General features: G+C 37.7%; 19 protein-coding genes. All 19 read left to right on the forward strand.

Features of this window, described 5'->3' with window-relative positions; all coding sequences use genetic code 11:
• Positions 1-5: 5 nt before the first annotated feature.
• The 19 genes from pstB to BUB96_RS00360 all read left to right on the forward strand — a co-directional run bounded on the left by pstB (position 6) and on the right by BUB96_RS00360 (position 23,333).
• Positions 6-749 (forward strand): phosphate ABC transporter ATP-binding protein PstB, encoded by a 744-nt coding sequence (gene pstB / locus BUB96_RS00270; RefSeq protein ID WP_407639280.1) that lies wholly within the window; start codon positions 6-8, stop codon positions 747-749.
• A 29-nt stretch (positions 750-778) separates the two neighbouring features.
• Positions 779-1,432 carry a phosphate signaling complex protein PhoU gene (gene phoU, locus BUB96_RS00275; protein ID WP_073294435.1) on the forward strand — a complete coding sequence of 218 codons (654 nt, stop codon included), beginning with the start codon at positions 779-781 and terminating at the stop codon, positions 1,430-1,432.
• Between the two features lie 196 nt (positions 1,433-1,628).
• Positions 1,629-4,448, forward strand: coding sequence for an excinuclease ABC subunit UvrA (uvrA, locus tag BUB96_RS00280; RefSeq protein WP_073294438.1), 2,820 nt, complete (start codon positions 1,629-1,631; stop codon positions 4,446-4,448).
• A 366-nt stretch (positions 4,449-4,814) separates the two neighbouring features.
• A complete protein-coding gene (liaX, locus tag BUB96_RS00285; protein WP_073294441.1) occupies positions 4,815-6,557 on the forward strand; it encodes a daptomycin-sensing surface protein LiaX in 1,743 nt (580 codons plus the stop codon).
• A gap of 19 nt (positions 6,558-6,576) precedes the next feature.
• On the forward strand, positions 6,577-6,768 hold the full coding sequence (locus tag BUB96_RS00290) for a PspC domain-containing protein (protein ID WP_073294444.1): 192 nt from the start codon (positions 6,577-6,579) through the stop codon (positions 6,766-6,768).
• Positions 6,769-6,795: 27 nt separating this feature from the next.
• On the forward strand, positions 6,796-7,173 hold the full coding sequence (locus BUB96_RS00295; protein WP_073294449.1) for a PspC domain-containing protein: 378 nt from the start codon (positions 6,796-6,798) through the stop codon (positions 7,171-7,173).
• Positions 7,174-7,175: 2 nt separating this feature from the next.
• Positions 7,176-7,505: a phage holin family protein gene (locus BUB96_RS00300; RefSeq protein ID WP_073294452.1), complete on the forward strand. Its 330-nt coding sequence runs from the start codon at positions 7,176-7,178 to the stop codon at positions 7,503-7,505.
• Positions 7,506-9,943: 2,438 nt separating this feature from the next.
• A complete protein-coding gene (gene hprK, locus BUB96_RS00305) occupies positions 9,944-10,900 on the forward strand; it encodes an HPr(Ser) kinase/phosphatase (RefSeq protein ID WP_268761839.1) in 957 nt (318 codons plus the stop codon).
• A 39-nt stretch (positions 10,901-10,939) separates the two neighbouring features.
• Positions 10,940-11,818: a prolipoprotein diacylglyceryl transferase gene (lgt, locus tag BUB96_RS00310; RefSeq protein ID WP_073294456.1), complete on the forward strand. Its 879-nt coding sequence runs from the start codon at positions 10,940-10,942 to the stop codon at positions 11,816-11,818.
• A 27-nt stretch (positions 11,819-11,845) separates the two neighbouring features.
• The gene (locus BUB96_RS00315; RefSeq protein WP_268761840.1) at positions 11,846-12,865 is read left to right on the forward strand and encodes an NAD(P)H-dependent glycerol-3-phosphate dehydrogenase; all 1,020 of its coding nucleotides are present in this window, start codon (positions 11,846-11,848) and stop codon (positions 12,863-12,865) included.
• A 127-nt stretch (positions 12,866-12,992) separates the two neighbouring features.
• Positions 12,993-13,958, forward strand: a complete 966-nt coding sequence (gene trxB, locus BUB96_RS00320; protein WP_073294462.1) for a thioredoxin-disulfide reductase — start codon at positions 12,993-12,995, stop codon at positions 13,956-13,958.
• 175 nt (positions 13,959-14,133) lie between these two features.
• The gene (locus BUB96_RS00325; protein ID WP_073294465.1) at positions 14,134-15,858 is read left to right on the forward strand and encodes a phospho-sugar mutase; all 1,725 of its coding nucleotides are present in this window, start codon (positions 14,134-14,136) and stop codon (positions 15,856-15,858) included.
• Between the two features lie 162 nt (positions 15,859-16,020).
• The gene (rapZ, locus tag BUB96_RS00330; protein ID WP_073294468.1) at positions 16,021-16,908 is read left to right on the forward strand and encodes an RNase adapter RapZ; all 888 of its coding nucleotides are present in this window, start codon (positions 16,021-16,023) and stop codon (positions 16,906-16,908) included.
• Complete coding sequence (locus BUB96_RS00335) at positions 16,905-17,918, forward strand: gluconeogenesis factor YvcK family protein (protein ID WP_073294472.1); 1,014 nt, start codon at positions 16,905-16,907, stop codon at positions 17,916-17,918. The genes rapZ and BUB96_RS00335 overlap by 4 nt, the downstream gene beginning before the upstream one ends.
• Before the next feature lie 31 nt (positions 17,919-17,949).
• Positions 17,950-18,882, forward strand: coding sequence for a DNA-binding protein WhiA (gene whiA, locus BUB96_RS00340; protein ID WP_073294475.1), 933 nt, complete (start codon positions 17,950-17,952; stop codon positions 18,880-18,882).
• A 176-nt stretch (positions 18,883-19,058) separates the two neighbouring features.
• Complete coding sequence (gene clpP / locus BUB96_RS00345) at positions 19,059-19,652, forward strand: ATP-dependent Clp endopeptidase proteolytic subunit ClpP (protein WP_073294478.1); 594 nt, start codon at positions 19,059-19,061, stop codon at positions 19,650-19,652.
• A 313-nt stretch (positions 19,653-19,965) separates the two neighbouring features.
• Positions 19,966-21,000, forward strand: coding sequence for a sugar-binding transcriptional regulator (locus BUB96_RS00350; RefSeq protein ID WP_073294481.1), 1,035 nt, complete (start codon positions 19,966-19,968; stop codon positions 20,998-21,000).
• A 34-nt stretch (positions 21,001-21,034) separates the two neighbouring features.
• Positions 21,035-22,036, forward strand: a complete 1,002-nt coding sequence (gap, locus tag BUB96_RS00355) for a type I glyceraldehyde-3-phosphate dehydrogenase (RefSeq protein WP_073294484.1) — start codon at positions 21,035-21,037, stop codon at positions 22,034-22,036.
• Positions 22,037-22,145: 109 nt separating this feature from the next.
• On the forward strand, positions 22,146-23,333 hold the full coding sequence (locus BUB96_RS00360; protein ID WP_073294487.1) for a phosphoglycerate kinase: 1,188 nt from the start codon (positions 22,146-22,148) through the stop codon (positions 23,331-23,333).
• Positions 23,334-23,388 lie beyond the last annotated feature (55 nt).

Consider the following 23,388-nt stretch of genomic DNA (forward strand, 5'->3'; position numbering starts at 1 on the left):
GTAAAATGAAAATAAGAGATTTAAATCTGTGGTATGGTGATTTTCAAGGATTGAAAAATATTAATATGGATATTTATGAAAATCAAATTATCGCTTTTATTGGGCCTTCTGGTTCGGGTAAGTCAACCTATATTAAAACACTAAATCGGATGAATGATTTAGTTGAGGATGCTAGAGTAGAGGGAACGATTAAATTAGATGGTGAAGATATTTATTCCTCTAAAACGGATGTCAACGTTTTACGTAAAAGAGTAGGAATGGTTTTTCAACATCCGAATCCTTTTCGTAAAAGTATTTATGATAATATTGCTTATGGACCTAGAACGCATGGGATTACAGATAAAAATAAATTAGATGAAATAGTCGAAAATTCGTTAAAATCTGCAGCCATTTGGGATGAAGTGAAAGATTATTTAAATCGAAGTGCTTTGTCTATTTCCGGAGGGCAGCAACAACGTATTTGTATCGCTCGTGCTTTGGCTGTAGAGCCTGAAGTTTTATTAATGGATGAGCCAACAAGTGCGCTGGATCCTATTTCAACGTCTAAAATTGAAGAATTGGTTACTTCATTAAAAGAAGAGTATACGATTGCGATGGTAACCCATAACATGCAACAAGCTTCTCGAGTTTCTGACCGGACCGCTTTCTTTTTAAGTGGAGAATTAATTGAAACAGATGATACCATTAAGATTTTTACAAACCCGGCTAAAGAAGATACTGAAAATTATATCTCAGGACGTTTTGGATAAACCTAAAAATTTAATAGGAGGGACAATGTATGAGAAGCATATTTGATGAAAGATTAGCTGAAATTCACCGAGAATTATCTCAATTAGGACGAATGGTGAATGAAGCCATCTATAAATCGGTAAAAGCTTTAATTAATCATGATGCACAATTAGCCCAAGAAGTAATTGATGGGGACCTTAAAATTAACCAAAAAGAAAATGTGATTGATCAAAAGTGTTATGCAATTATTGCTTTAGAACAACCCAATGCGTCGGATTTACGAAGAGTTTTAGCGGTTATGCGGGCTTCATCGGATTTAGAGCGAATGGGCGATCATGCGGAAAACATTTCGAAAGTTACGATTAATGTTAAAGGTAATAAACGTGATGCAGGTTTAGAAAAACAAATTGCCCAAATTGGGGATAAAATCAATGGTATGTGTTCAGATATTATTGATGCTTTTGTAGAATTTGATGTGGATAAAGCAAAAGTAACGGCTCAAATGGATGATGAAGTGGATGAACAATACCATCAGTTGCGTATGTCATCAATTGAGTTAATGAAAAGCGATTCAGAGTCGGTCCTAGCTGCAGCGGATTATTCCTTTGTGGGGATGCATTTGGAACGAATCGGGGATTACATTACAAATATTGCTGAATGGATTGTTTATTTAGATACGGGAGAAATTGTGGATTTAGATTGAAGTTAAAAGTTCAAATTTTTGGCCAGTTAACTTAGAAGAGTTAGCTGGCTTTTCGTGTTATAGTGGAGAAGAAAATTTGGGTTATCCGAACGTATCTTCTGTATTTTTTGTTGGTTTCTTGATATAATATAAAGACGAGAAGAATGACTCTAATTAAGCAGGTAAAAGTAAAAAATGTAAAAAGGAAATGATGTTAGTGGCAAATGATAAAATAGAAGTACATGGTGCACGAACTCATAATTTAAAAGATATTGATGTAACAATTCCTCGTGATCAATTTGTCGTCATTACTGGATTGTCTGGCTCTGGGAAAAGCTCTTTAGCGTTTGATACGTTATATGCGGAAGGGCAAAGACGTTATGTAGAATCTCTATCAGCATTTGCCCGTCAATTTTTAGGACAGATGGATAAACCGGATGTTGATAGCATAGATGGTCTTAGTCCATCTATTTCGATTGATCAAAAAACAACCAGCAATAATCCTCGTTCAACAGTGGGAACAACCACTGAAATCAATGATTATTTAAGATTATTATTCGCACGAGTGGGTACTCCAATTTGTCCCAATGACGGAACGGAAATTTCTAGTCAATCCGTGGATCAAATGGTGGAACAAATTAAAGAATTGCCTGAACGAACCCGAATCCAAGTCCTAGCACCCATAATTAAAGGAAAAAAAGGTCAACATAAAAAAGTTCTTGAAAAAATCCAAAGTGATGGGTATGTCAGAATGCGCATTGATGGAGAAATGGTCGATGTTGGGGAAGAAATTGAACTCGAAAAAAATAAAGCACACAATATTGATGTTGTAGTAGACCGTTTAGTCATTAAAGAAGGTATCCGCTCTCGTGTCATTGACTCTTTAGAGACAGCCTTAGAATTAGCAGAAGGCTATGCAACAATTGATGTGATTGATGGCGAAGAAATTGTTTTTAGTGAGCATCACGCATGTCCAGTCTGTGGTTTTACAATTCCTACTTTAGAACCTAGACTCTTTTCATTCAACGCGCCATTCGGGGCTTGTAGTGAGTGTGATGGTTTAGGAACGAAATTAATTGTCGATATTGATTTAGTGATTCCAGATGACTCAAAAACATTAGCAGAAGGTGCGATTGTTCCTTGGCAACCAATTAGTTCTCAATATTATCCGGAAATGTTACGGCAATTCTGTGAACAATTTGATATTGACCAGCAAGTTCCTTTTAAAAAATTACCGAAAGCCAAACGAGAACTCATTTTATATGGCTCAGGAGAAAAAGAATTTCATTTTAATTATAAAAATGATTTTGGAAATGTTCGTGACTCAGACATGCCTTTTGAAGGGGTTATAAATAATATCTCACGCCGCTATCATACAACTTCTAGTGATTATACACGTCGAGTCATGGGTGAATATATGACAGAACTTCCTTGTCCAGTTTGTAATGGGAAGCGTCTAAATCGTGAAGCACTAAGTGTTAAAATTGATAATTTAGATATTGCGGATGTTAGTGATTTTTCAGTGGGCGAAGCTTTAGCCTTCTTTGATCAATTAGAATTATCTAAAAGCAATCAAATGATTGCCAAACCAATTCACAAAGAAATCTCCGACCGCTTGAACTTCCTTCAAAATGTGGGCCTCGATTATTTAACGCTCAGCCGACAAGCTGGAACCTTATCCGGCGGGGAAGCCCAACGAATTCGTTTAGCAACTCAAATCGGTTCAAACCTAACCGGAGTCATGTACGTTTTAGATGAACCGTCCATCGGTTTACACCAAAGAGACAACAACCGTTTAATTGACTCCTTAAAAACCATGCGTAATTTAGGCAACACATTAATCGTCGTAGAACACGATGAAGATACCATGCGAGCAGCAGATTATTTAATTGATATTGGCCCAGGGGCCGGAGAAAATGGCGGAAAAGTCATTGCCCAAGGAACCCCGAAAGAAGTAGAAAAAAATAAAGACTCCATTACGGGGCAATATTTATCTGGGAAACAAAAGATAAAAATCCCTGAAGAAAGACGAACGGAAGATAAAGGGAAAGTCAAATTGACCGGAGCTGCTGAAAATAATTTAAAAAATATCGATGTTGAGTTTCCAATAGGTAAATTTAATGTGGTCTCAGGAGTTTCTGGATCCGGCAAGTCTTCTCTCGTTAATAGTGTATTGAAAAAAGCTTTAGCACGAGTCGTCGGACGATCCACAGATAAACCAGGAAAATTTGATGAAATTAGTGGCTATGAATCCATAGAAAAAGTCATTAATATCGACCAAAGTCCTATTGGCCGTACACCACGAAGTAACCCAGCCACTTATACGAGTTTGTTTGACGATGTCCGTGAATTATTCGCACAAACCAACGAAGCAAGAATACGTGGTTACAAAAAAGGTCGCTTTAGTTTTAATGTAAAAGGTGGCCGCTGTGAAGCTTGTAGAGGAGACGGTATCAAAAAAATTGAGATGCATTTCCTACCGGATGTTTATATCCCTTGTGAAGTATGTAATGGTAAACGATACAATTCTGAAACATTAGAAGTAAAATACAAAGAAAAATCAATCGCGGATGTTTTGGATATGACCGTGACAGAAGCACTCGAATTCTTTAAAAAAATTCCAAAGATTGAACGTAAATTAAGAACAATTTATGATGTTGGATTAGGTTACATTCGTTTAGGACAATCCTCAACGACTCTTTCTGGGGGAGAAGCTCAACGGATGAAATTAGCCAGTGAATTGCAAAAAATCCAAACCGGGAAGAATTTCTATATTTTGGATGAACCAACCACCGGTTTACACACGCATGACATTGCCCGTTTATTAAAAGTTCTCAATCGTTTAGTGGACAATGGGAATACAGTATTAGTGATTGAGCATAATCTAGACGTCATTAAAATGGCTGATTACGTTATCGACTTAGGACCAGAAGGTGGAAATGGTGGAGGAACAGTTATCGCAACAGGAACCCCTGAAGAAATTGCAGAAGTTCCCGAAAGTTACACCGGTCAATTTTTAAAGAATGTTTTAGACTAAAAGATAACGAAAAAATAACTTCTTCCGCCTAAATGTTAGACGGGAGAAGTTATTTTTATAATGTTTCATATTTAATATTTTCTAGGTATAATCCAAGAATATGATTCGTGTTTCTGAAAAGGAGAACGTCACTCTTGTTTCTTCAATCAATGTTTCAATCAAAGAGCAGAGAGGTTTGAAGAGTCGTTTAACAGTGTTATAATAAAAAGAAGAGGAAGAAGCATAAATTTCTTTTTGAAATCAGACTGTAGACCTATGACAACTCCGCTTATTTATTAGATAATGGGATTGTAGAAATGAAGAAATGCTAATTAAGGATTCTTTAAAAGAGTAACCCTTAATTATCCATTACAAGGAGGAAAAATAATGGGTGAGCGCGAAAGAATTTTAGAATTAGTTCGTGAAGGAATTTTGTCTGTAGATGAGGCCCTCGATTTATTAGAAAATGTGGCTAAAAAAGAATCAAAACAAACGGAACAAAGAGAATTCACTACTGAAAAAACAACAGATGATCATAAAGATGAAGCTGAAGCAACCGAAGATTTTTCTGAAGAAGGGTTCGAAGACCAAGAGGACAAAGAAGATAAAGAGGATCAAGAAGAGTTCGATTCTTTAAATCAAGAAGAAAAGAAAGAGTTTGAAGATGAGCTAGAAAATATAGCAAACGAATTAAACCAATTTTCTGTTGAAATTGATGGTTTAAATGAAGAGTTAACCGATGCAAAAGCAGAATTAACCGATGTAGAAGAAGAGTTAACCGACCGAAAAGATTCATTAAATGAAGAGTATCATGAAAATAAAAAAGAACTCGAAGATGAAATTGTTAACCTTCAAAAAGAAATCGAACTCATTTCAACCATTGACGAAGTGGACAATCATGAAGAACTCAAAAGCTTAAATGAAGAACTAACCACAGCGATGGAAGATTTAAATCAATTAGAAAATACTGCTTCCACGGATGAAGAAATCAAAGAGCTCGAAGACGAAGCTGAAAAATTACGTGGAGAAATAGCTGATTTAAATAAAGAAAAAAATAAGCATTTAAAAGAAATGCATTCCGTCAAAATGAAACAATGGACAGCAAAAGCAAAACAAGTGTCTGAAAACATGGATATTCCTAAAGAATGGCGAGAAGGAGCCAATAAAACCATCGATAAAGCTAGTGATATTTTCGATGAAACCTCAAAAACACTAGGAGACGTTTTCCGTCAAACTATGAAAAGCACGCGAGAAAGCCTAGATAATATCGATTGGAAAGACATTGATTTTAACCTCAACGTCCCAAGAAAAGTTCAAAGTGAATTTGATCATGAATGGTTATTCGAAGACACCACTGCGACGATCCTTGATTTCAAAAACGCGAACGGGAATATTCAATTTAAACCAAGTGTAAACGAGAATATTAAAATCAGCGCGAACATTAAATTTTATGGAAAAGTTGAAGAAGCAACGCCTTTAGCAGCATTTGAAGCACGTAGTACGATAAATATCGATGAAGATAAATTTACTTTCCATGTTCCCAATAAAAATATTGCCGCTAACATGATCATTTATCTACCAAAAAGAGATTATGATTATATTCGTTCAAATTCATTTAATGGAGATGTTACCTTCCAAGAGCTTAATGTGAGAGATATTTATGTAAAAGCCACAAATGGTGACATTGTATTAAACACTCTTGAAGCAACGATGTTAGAATTAAAAGGAACGAATGGCGATATCACACTTAAAGAAGCAGCTTTACGAGATTTACTAGTGAACACTGTAAATAGCGATATTCGAATTATAGGGAATGTTCAAAGTTCTGACATAAACACAACCAATGGAGATATTCGTTTAACATTAACAGGGGACGAACTAATCCGCGTAGCTGGAGGCTCAGTAAACGGAGATGTGAAGATTTCTTTCCCAGAAGATGCAGGTCTAGAAATTGAAGCAAAATCTACTTTTGGAAAAGTAAAAAGCCGTCTCTCAAACACAAACACTTCATTAACCGAAGAAAAAAAGAGAAAAACACACCGATTGCATCGTCTCGGTTCAGGTGAAATTTGTCGTGTAAATGTTCAAACAACCACAGGAAATATCTTATTTAAAGATACCGATCAATAAAAAGTGAGGAGAAAAAGTGATGAAAAAATTAACAAAATCTAAAACAGATTCAATGATTTCTGGAGTATGTGGTGGGATCGCCGAATACTTTGGAGTAGATTCTACGATTGTTCGAGTGGGCTATTTAATCTTTACTTTTCTAGGCGTAGGCTCTCCAATCTTATTGTATCTTTTACTTTCAGTGATTATTCCAGAAGGCAATAATCACTAAAAAGCCAGAATGGAAGGAGGAGTTTGGATGAGATTAACAAAATCAAGAGATGATGTAGTAGTATCCGGAGTATTGGCCGGTATCGGTGAGCATTACAATATCGACCCAACACTTTTACGAATTGGGTTTGTAATATTAACTTTTGTGGGCGTTGGGGGTGTGATCCCGCTTTATATTTTAGCGGCTATCATTATTCCAAAAGCTCCTCGAGAATACGACCGGGATAGACGTCGTTTTGATCGAAGAAATCCAAGAGGTCCAAGAGGTCGACGTGGCCCAAGAGATCGTCGAGAAAACCGACCATTTGATCGTCCCGAAAGACCAGATGAACAACAAACAGCCAATAAAGATAAAAATGCACCAAAAGCAAAAGAAATTGATGAAGATGACTGGAGTGATTTTTAAATATGAAATGGTGGCAAAGAGTCCTTTTAAATACCGTGATTTTTTTAGTCCTTGCTAACTTTTTAAATGGGTTTTACGTTTACGAATGGCAATCCGCGGTGCTTGCTGCAGTAATATTAAGCCTGTTAAACGGCTTCGTTAAACCGATCGTGACGCTTTTCTCTTTACCTTTTACACTCATTACGCTCGGGCTATTCTATTTTGTGATTAACGGCCTAATGATTTGGCTAACCAGCTATTTTGTACCAGGTTTTGTTGTACACTCCTTCGGGCAAGCAATCTTAGTTTCAATCATCTTGTCCCTAGTCAATTCCCTCGTCACATCGGAATAACCCAAACATTTAAAAACAACGAATCCTCTACCGTAGGCTGAAAAATCTATGGTAGAGGATTTTTTTCATTCCTCCCTTAGTCGCTGTCGCTCCCAACACGATGAAGTGTCCATGAATCACCAAGAGAACCAGAAAAATAGCTAGAAAAGTCTACCGCGCATAAAGTGCGAATAGCCTACCGCACACAAATTCCGAATAAATACGCGCAAATAGTTCTACCGCACACAAATCGCGAATAAATGCGCGCAAATAACTTACCCGCACACAAATCCCGAATAAATACGCGCAGTGAGTTCTACCCCACACAAATTGTGACTAAAAACGCGCAAACAGCTTCACCGCACACAAATCCCGAATAAATGCGCGCAAATAATTTCACCGCACACAAATTGCAAATAATTGCGCGCAAATAACTTTACCGCACACAAACTGTAAATAAATACGTGCAAATGGCTCTACCGCACACAAATTTCAAATAAATGCGCGCAAATAATTCCACCGCACACAAATTGCAAATGAAAACGCGCAAACAGTTTCACCGCACACAAATTGTAAATAATTGCGCGCAAATAGCTTTACCGCAAAAAAACTGCAAATAAATACGCGCAAACAGTTTCACCGCACACAAATTGCAAATAAATGCGCGCAAATAGCTCTACCGCACAAAAATCACGAATAAAAACGCGCAAGCAGTTTCACCTCACACAAACTGTAAATAAATACGCGCAAACAGCTTCACCGCACACAAATCCCGAATAAATACGCGCAAATAATTCCACCGCACAAAAATTGCGAATAAATGCGCGCAAGTGGCTCTACCGCACACAAATTTCAAATAAATACGCGCAAGTGGCTCTACCGCCCACAAATCCCGGATAAATGCGCGCAAATAGTTTCACCGCCCACAAATCGCGAATAAATGCGCGCAAATAATTCCACCGCACAAAAATTGCGAATAAATGCGCGCAGATAGTTCCACCGCACAAAAATTTCGAATAAATACGCGCAAATAGCTCTACCGCCCACAAATTGCAAATAAATGCGCGCAGATAGTTCCACCGCACAAAAATCACGAATAAAAACGCGCAAATAGCTTCACCGCACAAAAATTGTGAATAAAAACGCGCAAATAGCTTCACCGCACACAAATTGCAAATAAATGCGCGCAAGTGGCTCTACCGCACACAAATTTCAAATAAATACGCGCAAGTGGCTCTACCGCACACAAATTTCAAATAAATGCGCGCAAATAGTTTCACCGCCCACAAATCGCGAATAAATGCGCGCAAATAATTCCACCGCACAAAAATTGCGAATAAATGCGCGCAGATAGTTCCACCGCACAAAAATCACGAATAAATACGCGCAGTGAGTTCTACCCCACACAAATCCCGAATAAATGCGCGCAAACAGCTTCACCGCACATAAATCCCGAATAAATACGCGTAAATAGCTCTACCGCACATAAATCTCGAATAAATGCGCGCAAATAGTTTCACCCCACACAAATCCTGAATAAATACGCGCAAACAGTTTCAACGCACAAAAATTGCGAATAAAAACGCGCAGATAGCTCTACCGCACAAAAACTGCAAATAAATACGCGCAGATAGCTCTACCGCACAAAAATTTCGAATAAATGCGCGCAAATAGTTTTACCTCACACAAATTGCAAATAAATGCGCGCAAATTTTTCTACCGCACACAAATTTCGAATAAATGCGCGCAAATAGCTTTACCCCACACAAATTGCAAATAAATGCGCGCAAATTTTTCTACCGCACACAAATTTCGAATAAATGCGCGCAAATAGCTTTACCCCACACAAATTGCAAATAAATGCGCGCAAATTTTTCTACCGCACACAAATTTCGAATAAATGCGCGCAAATAGCTCTACCCCACACAAATCCCGAATAAATGCGCGTAAATAGTTTCAACGCCCACAAATTGTGACTAAAAACGCGCAAACAGCTTCACCGCCCACAAATCCCGAATAAATGCGCGCAAATAGCTCTACCGCACAAAAATTGCGAATAAATGCGCGCAGATAGCTCTACCGCACAAAAATCACGAATAAAAACGCGCAAGCAGCTTCACCTCACACAAACTGTAAATAAATACGCGCAAGTAGTTCCACCCCCACAAAAATCCCGAATAAATACGCGCAGGCGTGCTCCCGCTCATCTGAACCGCTGCTAGAAACATGCGAGAGATCCTCACCTCGTGCAAGTGGTTATTTAAAACGAATAATGAACTTCTCTCATTAATTTTCCATTATATATTTGTGAAAAATCCCGGAAATTTCGTCTAATCAAATAGGCGAAGTAGATAATCTATGCTATTATTGTATTATTGCTTGAAAAATATAAATACGATATAATTTGTGAAATAAAAGTTTAAAAGAGACCATTCATAAAATAATTAGAGGTGAATAATGTGAGCGGAAAAGTTGTCACAGTTAGGGAGCTAATTGAAGAAATGTCTTATATCAAAGTGGCTTCTGGAGAAGAGTTTTTAAATCGAAGAATATTAAGTAGTGATTTATCACGGCCAGCGATTGAACTAACGGGTTATTTTGATTTTTACCCTTCTAAACGGGTTCAATTATTTGGAAAAACAGAGATATCGTTTATTAATCGAATGACGTCAGAAGAGAAAAAAATTATTTTTAAACGTATGTGTCAACCAGAGACTCCTGCTTTTTTAATCGCAAGAGATAAAGAAGCACCTGAGGAATTAATTGAAGTAGCCACTAAAGCAGAAATTCCTGTCTTGGTGTCGCACCGCAGTACGACTCGTTTGGCTGCAAACGTCACAAACTTTTTAGAAGAGTATTTATCCGAAAGAATGGACCAGCATGGTGTATTTATGGATATTTATGGGATGGGTGTTTTAATTATTGGAGAGTCTGGAATCGGAAAATCTGAAACAGGCTTAGAATTGATTCAAAGAGGCCATCGCTTAGTAGCAGATGACCGAGTTGAGCTTTATATGATGGACGAAAGCCGAATTATTGGAGAAGCTCCGGAAATTTTACGTCATTTAATTGAAATTCGTGGCGTTGGGGTTATTGATATTGCCAATATGTTTGGAGTTGGAGCGGTTCGTGATACACAAGTTTTAGATTTAGTCATTAACCTAAAAAACTGGGATAAAGATGATGCTTATGATCGTCTAGGAAATGACGTCGAAAACAAACGTTTCTTTAATGTAGATGTTCCTATGTTAAATATTCCCGTTCGAGTCGGCCGTAATTTAGCGACCATTACTGAAGTCGCGGCGATGAACATCCGCGCCAAACAAATGGGGTATGATGCGACAGAGAAATTTGAAGCAAACCTCACAAAATTAATTGAAAAAAATTCAAGAGATTATAGAGAAAATAACATGTAACGCAACAACAAAATTTTAGAACTGTAGAAGGTGGAATATATGTTTAAACTAATGGCAATCGATCCAATTGCTTTTAAATTAGGCCCCATTTCAGTCGCTTGGTATGGGATTATTATTGTTACAGGTATGATTTTAGCCATTTATTTAACGACAAGCGAAGCGGAGAAAAGAGGTATTTCTGAAGATTTTATTATTGATACGGCTTTTTGGACGCTACCCATTGGAATTATCGGAGCGCGTTTGTATTACGTCGTCTTTGAGTTAGAATACTATTTAAATCATCCTTTACAAATCTTTGCGATTTGGGAAGGGGGCATCGCCATTTATGGTGGGATTATAGCGGGGTTTTTAACTTTTTATTACAGAAGTCAAAAAGACAAAGTGCCTCTTTTACTTTTAACGGATGTAGTAGTTCCTTATTTATTGCTTGCGCAAGCGATTGGACGTTGGGGTAATTTCATCAACCAAGAAGCGCATGGTGTCGAAGTGAGTCGTCAATTCTTAGAAAAACTCATGTTGCCAGAATTTATTATTGAGCAAATGAACATCGCTGGCACGTATTATCATCCGACCTTTTTATATGAATCCTTATGGAGTTTAATTGGCGTGATTGTTATTTTACTCATCCGAAATCGGAAGCATTTATTATTGCGGGGAGAATCTACCGCCCTTTATTTAATCTGGTATGGCTTCGGTCGCTTCTTCATTGAAGGCATGCGCACCGATAGTTTATATATTGGTTCCCTTCGTGTTTCACAAATCGTTTCGATCCTCATCATTTTACTTGGAGTGGCTTTAATTGTTTACCAACGATACTACGCCTATCCAAAACCTCAATACTACACAGATGGGATGACCTATGAAAAAGAATTTGAGAAGAAAAAGATGAAATACGACGAAGAAAATAAAAATAAATAGAGATGGTTAATTATTAGGAGGATTTTTGTGGAACAACCAAAAAAGTGTAAAGTAGCTGTTTTAGGAGCAGGGTCTTGGGGTATGGCGCTCTCTAAGGTGTTGGCAGAGAATGGCCATGATGTAAAAATTTGGTCACGTCCGAGTGGGCTTTTGGAAGTAAATGAAATTAATGAGCACCATACAAATAAAAAATACTTTCAAGATGTTATTTTCCCTGAATCCATCACGGCAACGACGGACTTAAAGGAAGCTATTACCGATCGAAAAGTGATTGTAATCGTGATTCCTACTGTGGGCATTCGAGAATTAACCAAGCAACTAGAGCCGTTAATTACAGAGCCAAAAATAATTGTCCACGCTTCAAAAGGTTTAGAACAAAAGACGCATCAAAGAATTTCAACGATTATTGAAGAAGAAATTTCTGAAGAGAAAAGAGAAGGCGTTGCAGTTCTATCTGGCCCAAGTCATGCAGAAGAAGTCGTCGTCCAAGATTTAACTAGTATCACTTCTGCAAGTGAAAACGAAGAAGTAGCTAAAATCATTCAAGATTTATTCATGAATGATTATTTTAGAGTGTATCGCAATACGGATGTTATTGGTGTGGAAATGGGCGCCGCTTTAAAAAATATCATCGCAATAGGAGCTGGGACATTAAAAGGCCTAGGCTACGGCGATAATGCAATTGCGGCTTTAGTCACTCGAGGACTAGCCGAAATTTCGAGATTAGGCATTGCGCTTGGCGCAGAACCCCGAACATTTATGGGGATGAGTGGGGTAGGTGACTTGATTGTGACTTCTACCAGTGTGCATTCTAGAAACTGGCGAGCAGGGAAATTAATTGGCGAAGGCCATGATATAACAACGATTCAAGATGAGATTGGCATGGCTGTTGAAGGGTTATCTACTGTGATTGCAGCCAAGGAATTAGCTGAAGAATGCTCGATTGAAATGCCAATTACCGAAGCGATTTATCAGGTGGTTTACGAAGGAGCGAATGTTTCTGAAACGGTCTTAGAGTTGATGCGCCGTGAAGGAAAAGCGGAATAGAGTGAGAGCCTCTCTTTAAGCAAATCTTTCGTCAGATCATGTCAAAGCCTGTATACTAGTAAAGTAGCTTCAAATAGACTTTTAAAAAACTAAAGATAACAAGTGATATTACGTAAGGAATGATTAAATGGAAAAAGAAATACAAGATACAATTTATGATGTAGTAGTCATAGGATCGGGTCCAGGAGGAATGACGGCCGCTCTTTACGCTTCAAGATCTGATTTATCTACCTTATTAATTGAACGTGGAGTGCCTGGTGGACAATTAATTAATACAGCAGAAGTAGAAAATTATGCCGGCTTCAAATCCATTAAAGGTCCAGAACTTGCTAACAATATGTACGAAGGGGCCACACAATTTGGTGCAGAATATACCTTTGGTGATGTGCGAGAAATCATTGACGGTAAAGAATATAAACAAATTGTGACTGCCAACAAAATATTCAAAGCACGTGCGGTCATCATTTCTACCGGAGCTGAACATAAAAAATTAGGCGTAACTGGTGAAAGCAAATTAAATGGTCGAGGTGTTTCCTACTGTGCCGTTTGTGATGGAGCCTTCTTCCGCGATCGTCCACTCGTCGTGGTAGGTGGAGGTGACTCAGCGGTTGAGGAAGGAACGTACCTTACTCAATTTGCGAGCGAAGTCACAGTCATTCATCGACGAGATGAATTACGAGCCCAACAAATTTTACAAAACCGCGCCTTCAGTAACGACAAAATGAAGTTCATCTGGGATACCGTGGTTGAAGAAATTAAAGGCGAAAATAACGTTGAAGCGCTCGTCTTACGCAATGTAAAAACAAATGAAGTCTCTGAACTTCCAGCCGATGGAGTATTCATTTATATCGGCCTTATTCCAAATACAGAAGCCTTTTTGAAATTAGGAATTACCGACGAAGAAGGTTGGATTTTAACAGACAATAATATGGAAACCTCCGTCCCAGGAATTTTTGCGGTCGGCGATGTACGTGACACCGTCTTGCGACAAGTCGCGACAGCCGTTGGAGATGGCTCCATAGCAGGAGATGCCGCTTATAAATACATTGAAAGTTTGAAAGAAGAACTGGCACTCACAGAAGAAGCTAAATAATCAAGCATAAAAATAACGGGGGATGGGTCCAATGCGATTCATTTTCCTATTTTTTTTATTCAAAACACGACTCAGATTCTGGAAAAATGAAAATTTCATAAAAAATAAGAAATAAAGGGTTTACTTTTACAAACATGTTATAATAAAAAGAAAGAACTTAAAGAGAGGGATTAAAATGAGCTGGGAAACTACATACACCTTATGGAATGATTTTGAAAACTTGGAAGATGAAATGAGAGAAAATTTAGACTCCTTAGAAGGAAACACTGCAGAACTTGAAGAGGCCTTTTATACAAATCTTGAGTTTGGAACGGCAGGTATGCGTGGAGTGATCGGTGCAGGAACCAATCGAATGAACGTCTATACCGTCCGTCAAGCGACAGAAGGACTAGCACGTTTTATTGAAGAGCAGGGGGAAGAAGCTAAGAAGCGTGGGGTCGTCATCGCTTATGATTCACGCCACAAATCACCAGAGTTTTCACTAGAAGCTGCTAAGACTTTAGGAAAACATGGAATTAAAACGTATCTCTTTGAAAGTTTACGCACGACACCAGAACTTTCCTTTGCTGTCCGTCATTTAAATACATTTTCTGGAATAATGATGACCGCAAGCCATAATCCTCCAGAATATAACGGCTATAAAGTTTATGGGGAAGATGGGGGACAATTTCCACCTGCCGAAGCGAATAAGCTAACCGAATACGTTCGACAAGTTGAGAATATTTTAGAAATTGATGTTTTAGAAAAAGAAGAACTCCTTGAACAAAATCTATTAGAAATCATTGGCGAAGCAGTGGATGAAGCGTATTTAGAAAAATTAGACACGGTAAATATTGACCATGAACTAATTAAAAGAAACAAAGACTTAAATATTGTCTTCTCACCCCTTCATGGAACAGCAACGATGATTGGTTCTCGTGCTTTGGAAAATGCCGGTTTTGAAAATGTAACTTTAGAACCTAAACAAGCCCAGCCAGATCCTGATTTTACTACAGTAAAATTACCAAACCCAGAAGATCCTGCTGCCTTTGAATTATCGATTGAATTAGGTAAAGAAATTGGCGCAGAAATTCTAATTGCGACTGACCCAGATGCCGATCGTCTTGGTATGGCGGCTTTATTAGAAAATGGGGAATATGAAGTTTTAACCGGAAACCAAATCGCAGCTTTAATTGTCGATTACTTATTAAAAGCATATGAAAAGCAAGGAACCTTACCTGAAAATGGCGCGATATTAAAATCTATTGTATCTAGTGAAATGCCAGCCGTAATTGCTGAAAAATCAGGAGTAGAAACGGTAAATGTACTCACTGGTTTCAAATTTATCGCTCAAAAAATCAAAGAATATGAAGCAACCGGTGAAAAAGAATTTCTTTTTGGTTTTGAAGAAAGTTATGGCTACTTATTAGAATCGTTTGTTCGCGATAAAGATGCGATTCAAACCTTAATCTTTTTAGCAGAAATTGCCGCTTACTACAAAGAACAAGGCATGACTTGTTATGACGGCTTACAAAACCTATTTGAAGAATATGGTTATTTTAAAGAAAAAACCATATCAATTACCATGAGTGGGATTACAGGTGCCGAAAAAATCAAGCAACTGATGACCTCCCTAAGACAAGAAGCACCTACTTCCTTTGGAGGCGTCCAAGTAGAAGCAGTAGAAGACTATCAAGCGAGTACAAAAACTCGAAACGATGGCCAAGTCGAAACCATTGATTTTGATCAAGCAGACGTTTTGAAATACTACTTAGCAGACGGTAGCTGGATTGCCGCACGCCCATCAGGAACAGAACCAAAAATCAAATTTTATATTGGAGCAGTAGCTTCAACCAACGAAGAAGCGGACCAAAAAGTCGCTCGCTTCGAAGATAGCATTAATGAATATATTAAAGAATAAAAAAATTGTTTGAGGAACTTACAGCTTCTAGGTTGTAAGTTTTCCTCCTATTTAAAAGAGAAACAAGCCTTTTCAACCTTTTTTCATATTATGATACGCCCGGATGTGTTATAATTATGAAAGAGTCAAAAATAAAGAAACGTCTTAAATGGAGTGATCAACATGGCAAATAAAATGGAACTTGTCATTATTACAGGAATGAGCGGCGCAGGAAAAACAGTCGCCATACAAAGCTTTGAAGATATGGGATATTACTGCATCGACAATATGCCACCGAATCTAATCCCCACATTTTTAAAATTAATACAAAGTGTGCATAAGTTTGATAAATTAGCCCTTGTCATGGACTTGCGCTCACAATTATTTTTTCAAGAAATCTACGACGCCATCGAATACGTGGAAGAAAAAACAGCCATCGAAAGCCGTATTGTCTTTTTAGATGCCACGGACGAAGAACTCGTTTCCCGCTATAAAGAAACCAGACGATCCCATCCCTTAGCCAAACAAGGCCGAACAATTGATGGAATCCTAGAAGAACGTAATTTCCTTGATGAAATACGACTAAGAGCAGGCGAATGTATTGATACAACCCACACCACACCTCGAGAACTACGCCAACAATTAATGGATAAGTTCGGTGCAAAAGAAGCTGAACCCTTTCATGTCGAATTGATTTCTTTCGGTTTCAAAAATGGCTTACCGATTGATGCAGACATCGTGATGGACGTTCGCTTTTTACCCAATCCATACTATGACGAAGAGTTAAGACCTTTGCGAGGAACCGATGAAGAAGTGTATGACTTTGTGATGCGTCAGCCAGAAACAGAAGATTTCTATAATTTATTTATGAATTTAATTAATTATACCTTGCCAGGCTATCGTCGAGAAGGGAAGAGTAGCTTAACCATAGCGATTGGTTGTACAGGTGGGCATCATCGTTCAGTGGCTTTAATTGAAAGAATGGCCAAACAAATTGAGGCTGCAGGCTATCCTGTAAATATTACCCATCGAGATTTTAATGTGGTAAAAAATTCAAAGGTGAGATCATGAAAATATACCATCCAAAACGTTCACGACCAAAAATAACCGTGATTGGTGGGGGAACGGGCTTACCTGTTATTTTAAATAGTTTGAAGAATAAAGATGCCGAGGTAACCGCCATCGTGACCGTTGCGGATGATGGGGGAAGCAGTGGAGAATTACGGAAAATGTTTAATACTGTGCCGCCAGGAGACATTCGAAATGTCTTAGTCGCCTTAAGCGATATTCCCGAAAAACAAAAAGACATTTTCCAATACCGCTTTAAATCAGAAGATAAAACAATGAATGGTCACTCTCTTGGAAATCTCATTATTTTAGCCACTTCTGAAATGCAAGGAAGTATTTATCAAGCCATTCAATTACTGGCGAAGATGATGTATGTCGATGGTCATGTCTACCCAGCTTCAGAAGAGCCTCTAATTTTGCATGCTCGTTACAAAGATGGCACTTTTGGAGAAGGTGAGTCCCAGATTGGCCATCCGGATAAAACAATTGATTATGTCTCTGTTTCTACAACAGACCCTGATCAAAAGACAGCCAAAGCTGGGAAAAAAGTTGTTTCGTCGATATTAGATGCAGATATGGTCGTTTTAGGACCGGGTTCATTATATACAAGCATTTTACCTTCATTAATGATCCCAGAAGTTGGCCAAGCTATTATTGATACCTCAGCCCAAGTGCTCTACATTAGCAATATTATGACACAGATGGGAGAAACAGAAGGTTTTAGCGATGCCAATCATGTAGAAGTTTTGTGTAGACATTTAAATCATGATTTCATAGATACGGTACTAGTTAATAATGCAGAAGTTCCTAAAGAACATGTAGCCAAAATGGCTAATGATGAATATTTGTTTCAAGTGGACCATGATTTTAAAAAGCTTGAAGCAAAAGTCCCTAAAATTATATCCAATGACTTTTTAAATATTACAGAAAAAGGCGTTTATCATAACGGAGATAAAGTGGTCGAAGAAATATTACGAGCCGTTTCATTTAACCATCGAACATTAAAGTTATAAAATATTAAAGGAAATTAGAGGAGTTGATGGAATGTCATATGCATCTGATGTCAAAAAAGAATTAACGATGCTTGAAGTCCATCCTGAACATGCCAAAGCTGAATTAGCCGCATTAATTCGCCTAAATGGCACATTAAAACAAACACCCGATCACATACGTGTAACGATTCAAACAGAAAATGCAGCGATCGCGAGACGTATTTATTCGCTGATTAAAGATTTATTTGACGTGCAAGCTGAGATTAGTGTCCGTCGTCGAATGAAACTAAACAAAAATAATGTTTATTTTATTCGTCTCAATCAGCAAGCAAAAGACATTTTGATGGCATTAGATATTTTTGAAGCTATGCTGCATGAGATTCGTCTTCCAAAAAGCATTCAGGAAAACGAACAGAAAGCTCGGTCGTATTTACGAGGAGCTTTCTTGGCACGAGGTTCTGTCAATAGTCCAGAAACTAACAGTTACCATTTAGAGATTCATTCGAGTCATCAGGCGATGAATGAGGATCATCTTGAAATGATGGAAATGTTTGATTTAAATCCGAAGACGCATGAGCGCCGAAACGGTGGCTATATGACGTATTTAAAAGAGGCCGAAAAAATTGCGGATTTTTTAGGTATCATTGGCGCAAACAATGGTTTGTTTCATTTTGAAGATATCCGGATTGTCCGAGATATGAGAAATTCAGTGAACCGTTTAGTCAATTGCGAGCAGGCCAATTTAAATAAAACCGTGGATGCAGCGACCAAACAAATTGAGGGGATCTTACTTGTTGAAAAAGAAATAGGTTTAGAAAATTTACCAGAAAAAATACAAGAGATTGCTACCCTTCGTTTGGAGAATCCAGAAGCCAGTCTAAAAGAATTAGGCGAAATCTTACCTGGAGATCCTATTTCTAAGAGTGCTGTGAATCACCGCATGCGTAAAATTATGAAAATGGCGGATGAAATCGGTGTGAGTTAAGGATTTTTGGTGGCTCATTCATCTATTAATTTGAATCAATTAGAAAAATAAACACTTTGGATAGAAGAGGGGCTTTTTGTTTGACCTTTACTGACCAAAGATTTATAATAAATACTGTTATATAAATGAAGAAAATTTAACTATTTAATCTTATTTTAAATATTAGGAGGATTTACATGAATTTAGTACCAACAGTTATTGAACAATCGCCTCGTGGTGAGCGAGCTTATGATATTTATTCGCGTTTACTTAAAGACCGTATTATCATGTTAAGTGGAGAAATTAACGATACCGTGGCCAACTCAGTGGTCGCTCAACTCCTTTTCTTAGATGCACAAGACCCAGACAAGGATATCTTTTTATACGTTAACTCTCCAGGGGGTAGTGTAACCGCAGGAATGGCTATTTATGACACGATGAATTTTGTGAATGCCGATGTTCAAACCATCGTTATTGGAATGGCTGCTTCAATGGGAAGTGTCCTAGCAACCGCTGGAACCAAAGGCAAGAGATTTGCTTTACCAAATGCTGAAATTATGATTCACCAACCACTTGGTGGAGCACAAGGTCAAGCAACAGAAATTGAAATTGCCGCTCGTCACATTCTAAAAACACGAGAAAAATTAAATCAAATTCTAGCAGACGCAACAGGCCAACCTATCGAAGTCATCGAACGAGATACCGATCGTGATAACTTCATGAACGCCGAAGAAGCAAAAGAATATGGTTTAATTGATGAAATCGTTGAAAATTCAAATAAAATCTCATAATTTTTAATCGAACACAAAGCCTTTTCTCCTAATCGAGAAGAGGCTTTATTTTTTGCACTTTCCCTCCTCAAGTTCCAAAATGAATATAAATAAAAATCTTTCTCTCAAGGAACTGGAAAATAAAAAACATATTTTAGTGGATTGTTTATTGTTTGTTTTCTATTCTTGAACAACGTATAATACAAATGAATCTTTGGGAAAAACGGGGAGTCACTTCGGGCAAAAAAAGTCCCATGGATAGTCTTATGTGGTTGACATTTGTCCCGCTTGCTGGTATATTTATACATGTGAGGCAGGCGAGAGGGAGTGTACAATGTTATCCGTAATAAAAAAAGTACTTCCTGATGCTTATGAATTATTGTTGAGACGTTATCACATTCTTAACGTGATTAGCCAAGAAGGCCCCATTGGTCGAAGACTACTTTCAGAAAAAGTTCAACTTACTGAACGATCCATTCGAAGTGAAGTAGAAATATTAAAAAAATCGAATTTAATTTCTACGACAAAGGCGGGAATGTTATTAACTGCTGAAGGACTCGATACACTCAATCAGTTGAGAGAGTTATTAGAAGAGCAAAATTATTTGCTTGAGTTACAGGATAAATTGGCTAAACATTTAGATATCCAATCTTGTTCAATCGTTCCTGGTAATTTTGATAAAGACTATAAAATTCTTTCCACTATGGCGGAAAGAACAACAGAGATCATCAATCATTTACTAGGCGAAGGCGAACAGATTATAGCTGTAATGGGAGGTACGACTTTAAACGAAGTCGCCAACCATATGGATGCCAACTTAGGCTATAACCGAGAATTATTGTTTGTTCCAGCTCGTGGTGGGCTTGGAGACGATGCAATGATTGAAGCAAATGTGATTGCTCAAAGAATGGCTCAACAAACAGGAGGACAAAGTCACGGGCTATATGCACCAGAACATGTTCACAAGAAAATTTATGAAGAATTACTGAAAGAGCCAGAGATCAAAAAGACATTAGAAATAGTTGAAAGTGCCTCGCTAATTTTGTACAGTATAGGTACCCCAATTGAGATGGCCAAACGTCGGGGACTTGAAGAAGATACGTTGAAGTTATTGAAAGAAAAAGAAGCCGTTGCAGAAGCTTTCGGAGAATTTATTAATAAAAATGGTGAAGTCATTTATAAATTGTCAAACATTGGCTTACAGTCTTCATCACTCAAAAAGATCGAACATATCGTCACCGTAGCAGGTGGAAAACGAAAAGCGAATGCAATCAATGCGTATTTAAAGACTGCTCCATCCCATACGTGGTTAATCACAGATGAAGCAGCAGCAAATGAGATTTTAAATGGGGGAAACCCTTTAAAATAAAAAAAGGTAAGATTTTCTAAGGAGGAAATCATTTATGACAACAAAAGTAGCAATTAATGGTTTTGGTCGTATTGGACGTCTAATGTTACGACGTTTATTAGAAACAGGTAGTGACTTAGAGGTTGTTGCAGTTAACGACTTAACAGATAACGATAATTTAGCATATCTATTCAAATACGATACTGCATTTGGAACATTTGACGGTACAGTTGAAGCTAAAGGCGACGCAATCGTTATTGATGGTAAAGAAATTAAAGCTTACGAAGAAGCAGATGCAAGCAAATTACCTTGGGGCGACCTAGGAATTGACATTGTTTTAGAATGTACAGGATTCTATACAAGCGTTGAAAAATCACAAGCTCATATTGATGCTGGTGCAAAACGCGTATTAATTTCAGCTCCTGCTAGCGATGCAAAAATGGTTGTTTTCGGAGTTAATGACGATGAAATTACTGCAGAAGATACAATTATCTCAGCAGCTTCATGTACTACAAACTCTTTAGCACCCGTTGTTAAAGTATTAAATGACAACTTCAAAATTAAAGCAGGTAACATGGTTACTGTTCATGCTTACACAGCTACACAAGCATTACAAGATTCACCAAACGGTAAATTCCGTAGTGGACGTGCAGCAGCACAAAACATTATTCCTGCAACTACAGGTGCAGCTAAAGCAATTGGTAAAGTAATTCCTGAAGTTGATGGATTATTAGACGGTTCTGCTTTACGTGTTCCAACAATTACTGGTTCACACACAATTCTTTACTCATTGTTAGAAGAAAAAACAACGGTTGAAGAAATCAATGCAAAAATGAAAGATTTCTCTAACCCAGCATTTGCTTACAATGAAGATGAAATTGTTTCTTCAGACATTGTTGGTTTACCAGCAGGATCAGTATTTGATGCAACACTAACAGAAATCCAAGAATCAGAAGATGGATCACAATTAGTTAAAACTGTTGCATGGTACGATAACGAGTATGGATTTGTTTCAAACATGGCTCGTACGTTAGAACATTTTGCAGAATTAGGTTAATTCAGTCAACAAATAAAATTTTTAAAGCTTTAAAAAGCGGGAAGCGATCGCGCTTCCTGCTTTTTTTAATGAAGAAAATTTATGAATGATAAAAGAATGAGGGAGAAGTATGGCTAAAAAATCAGTAAAAGACTTAGATTTAAAAGGAAAAAAAGTACTGGTTCGTGCAGACTTTAACGTGCCAATGAAAGATGGCGAGATTACTAACGATAACCGTATTCAAGCAGCACTTCCTACAATTGAATATATCCTAAATGAAGGCGGAAAAGTTATTGTATTTTCTCACTTAGGTCGTATTAAAACAGAAGAAGATAAAGCTAAAAATACTTTACGACCTGTTTCAGAGCGTTTAAGTGAACTTCTAGGGAAAGACGTTACATTTATTCCAGAAACACGTGGTGAAGCATTAGAAGACGCTGTTGATGAATTAAAGAATGGCGAAGTTCTCATGTTTGAAAACACACGTTTTGAAGATTTAGATGGTAAAAAAGAAAGTGGCAACGACCCAGAATTAGGTAAATATTGGGCAAGCTTAGGCGATGTATTTGTTAATGACGCTTTCGGTACAGCTCACCGTGCACATGCTTCAAACGTAGGAATTGCTTCAAACGTTGAATCAGCTGCTGGCTTCTTAGTCCAAAAAGAAATTGACTTTATCGGTGGAGCAGTAGATAACCCAGAACGTCCATTTGTTGCTATTTTAGGTGGAGCAAAAGTTTCTGATAAAATTGGAGTTATTGAAAACTTATTAGAAAAAGCAGATAAAGTTCTAATCGGTGGAGGAATGGCTTATACATTCTTCAAAGCTCAAGGAAAAGAAATTGGAACTTCATTATTAGAAGAAGACAAAGTAGACTTAGCTGGTTCTTTACTTGAAAAAGCAGGCGACAAACTTGTTTTACCAGTTGATAATGTGGTAGCATCAGAATTTGATAATGATTCTCCATCAGAAGTCGTTGAAGGAAATATTCCAGCCGATAAAATGGGCTTAGACATTGGACCAAAAACCATTGAGCTATTTAAAGAAGAATTAAAAGGCGCAAAAACAGTGGTATGGAATGGACCAATGGGTGTGTTTGAAATGTCAAACTTTGCGAAAGGTACAGAAGAACTTTCTAGAATCTTAGCTGAATTAGAAGGAGCTACAACTATTGTTGGTGGGGGAGACTCAGCAACAGCTGTACAACAATTAGGTTTTGAAGATGACTTTAGTCATATTTCAACCGGTGGTGGCGCAAGTTTAGAATATTTAGAAGGTAAAGAATTACCAGGAATTTCTTCTATCTCTGATAAGTAAGAATCGAAATTTCTTTAATTGAAAGAACCTTTGACCCATATGAGATCATTTTTTA

It is taken from the genome of Atopostipes suicloacalis DSM 15692 (assembly GCF_900129085.1).
Taxonomy (GTDB): domain Bacteria; phylum Bacillota; class Bacilli; order Lactobacillales; family Carnobacteriaceae_A; genus Atopostipes; species Atopostipes suicloacalis.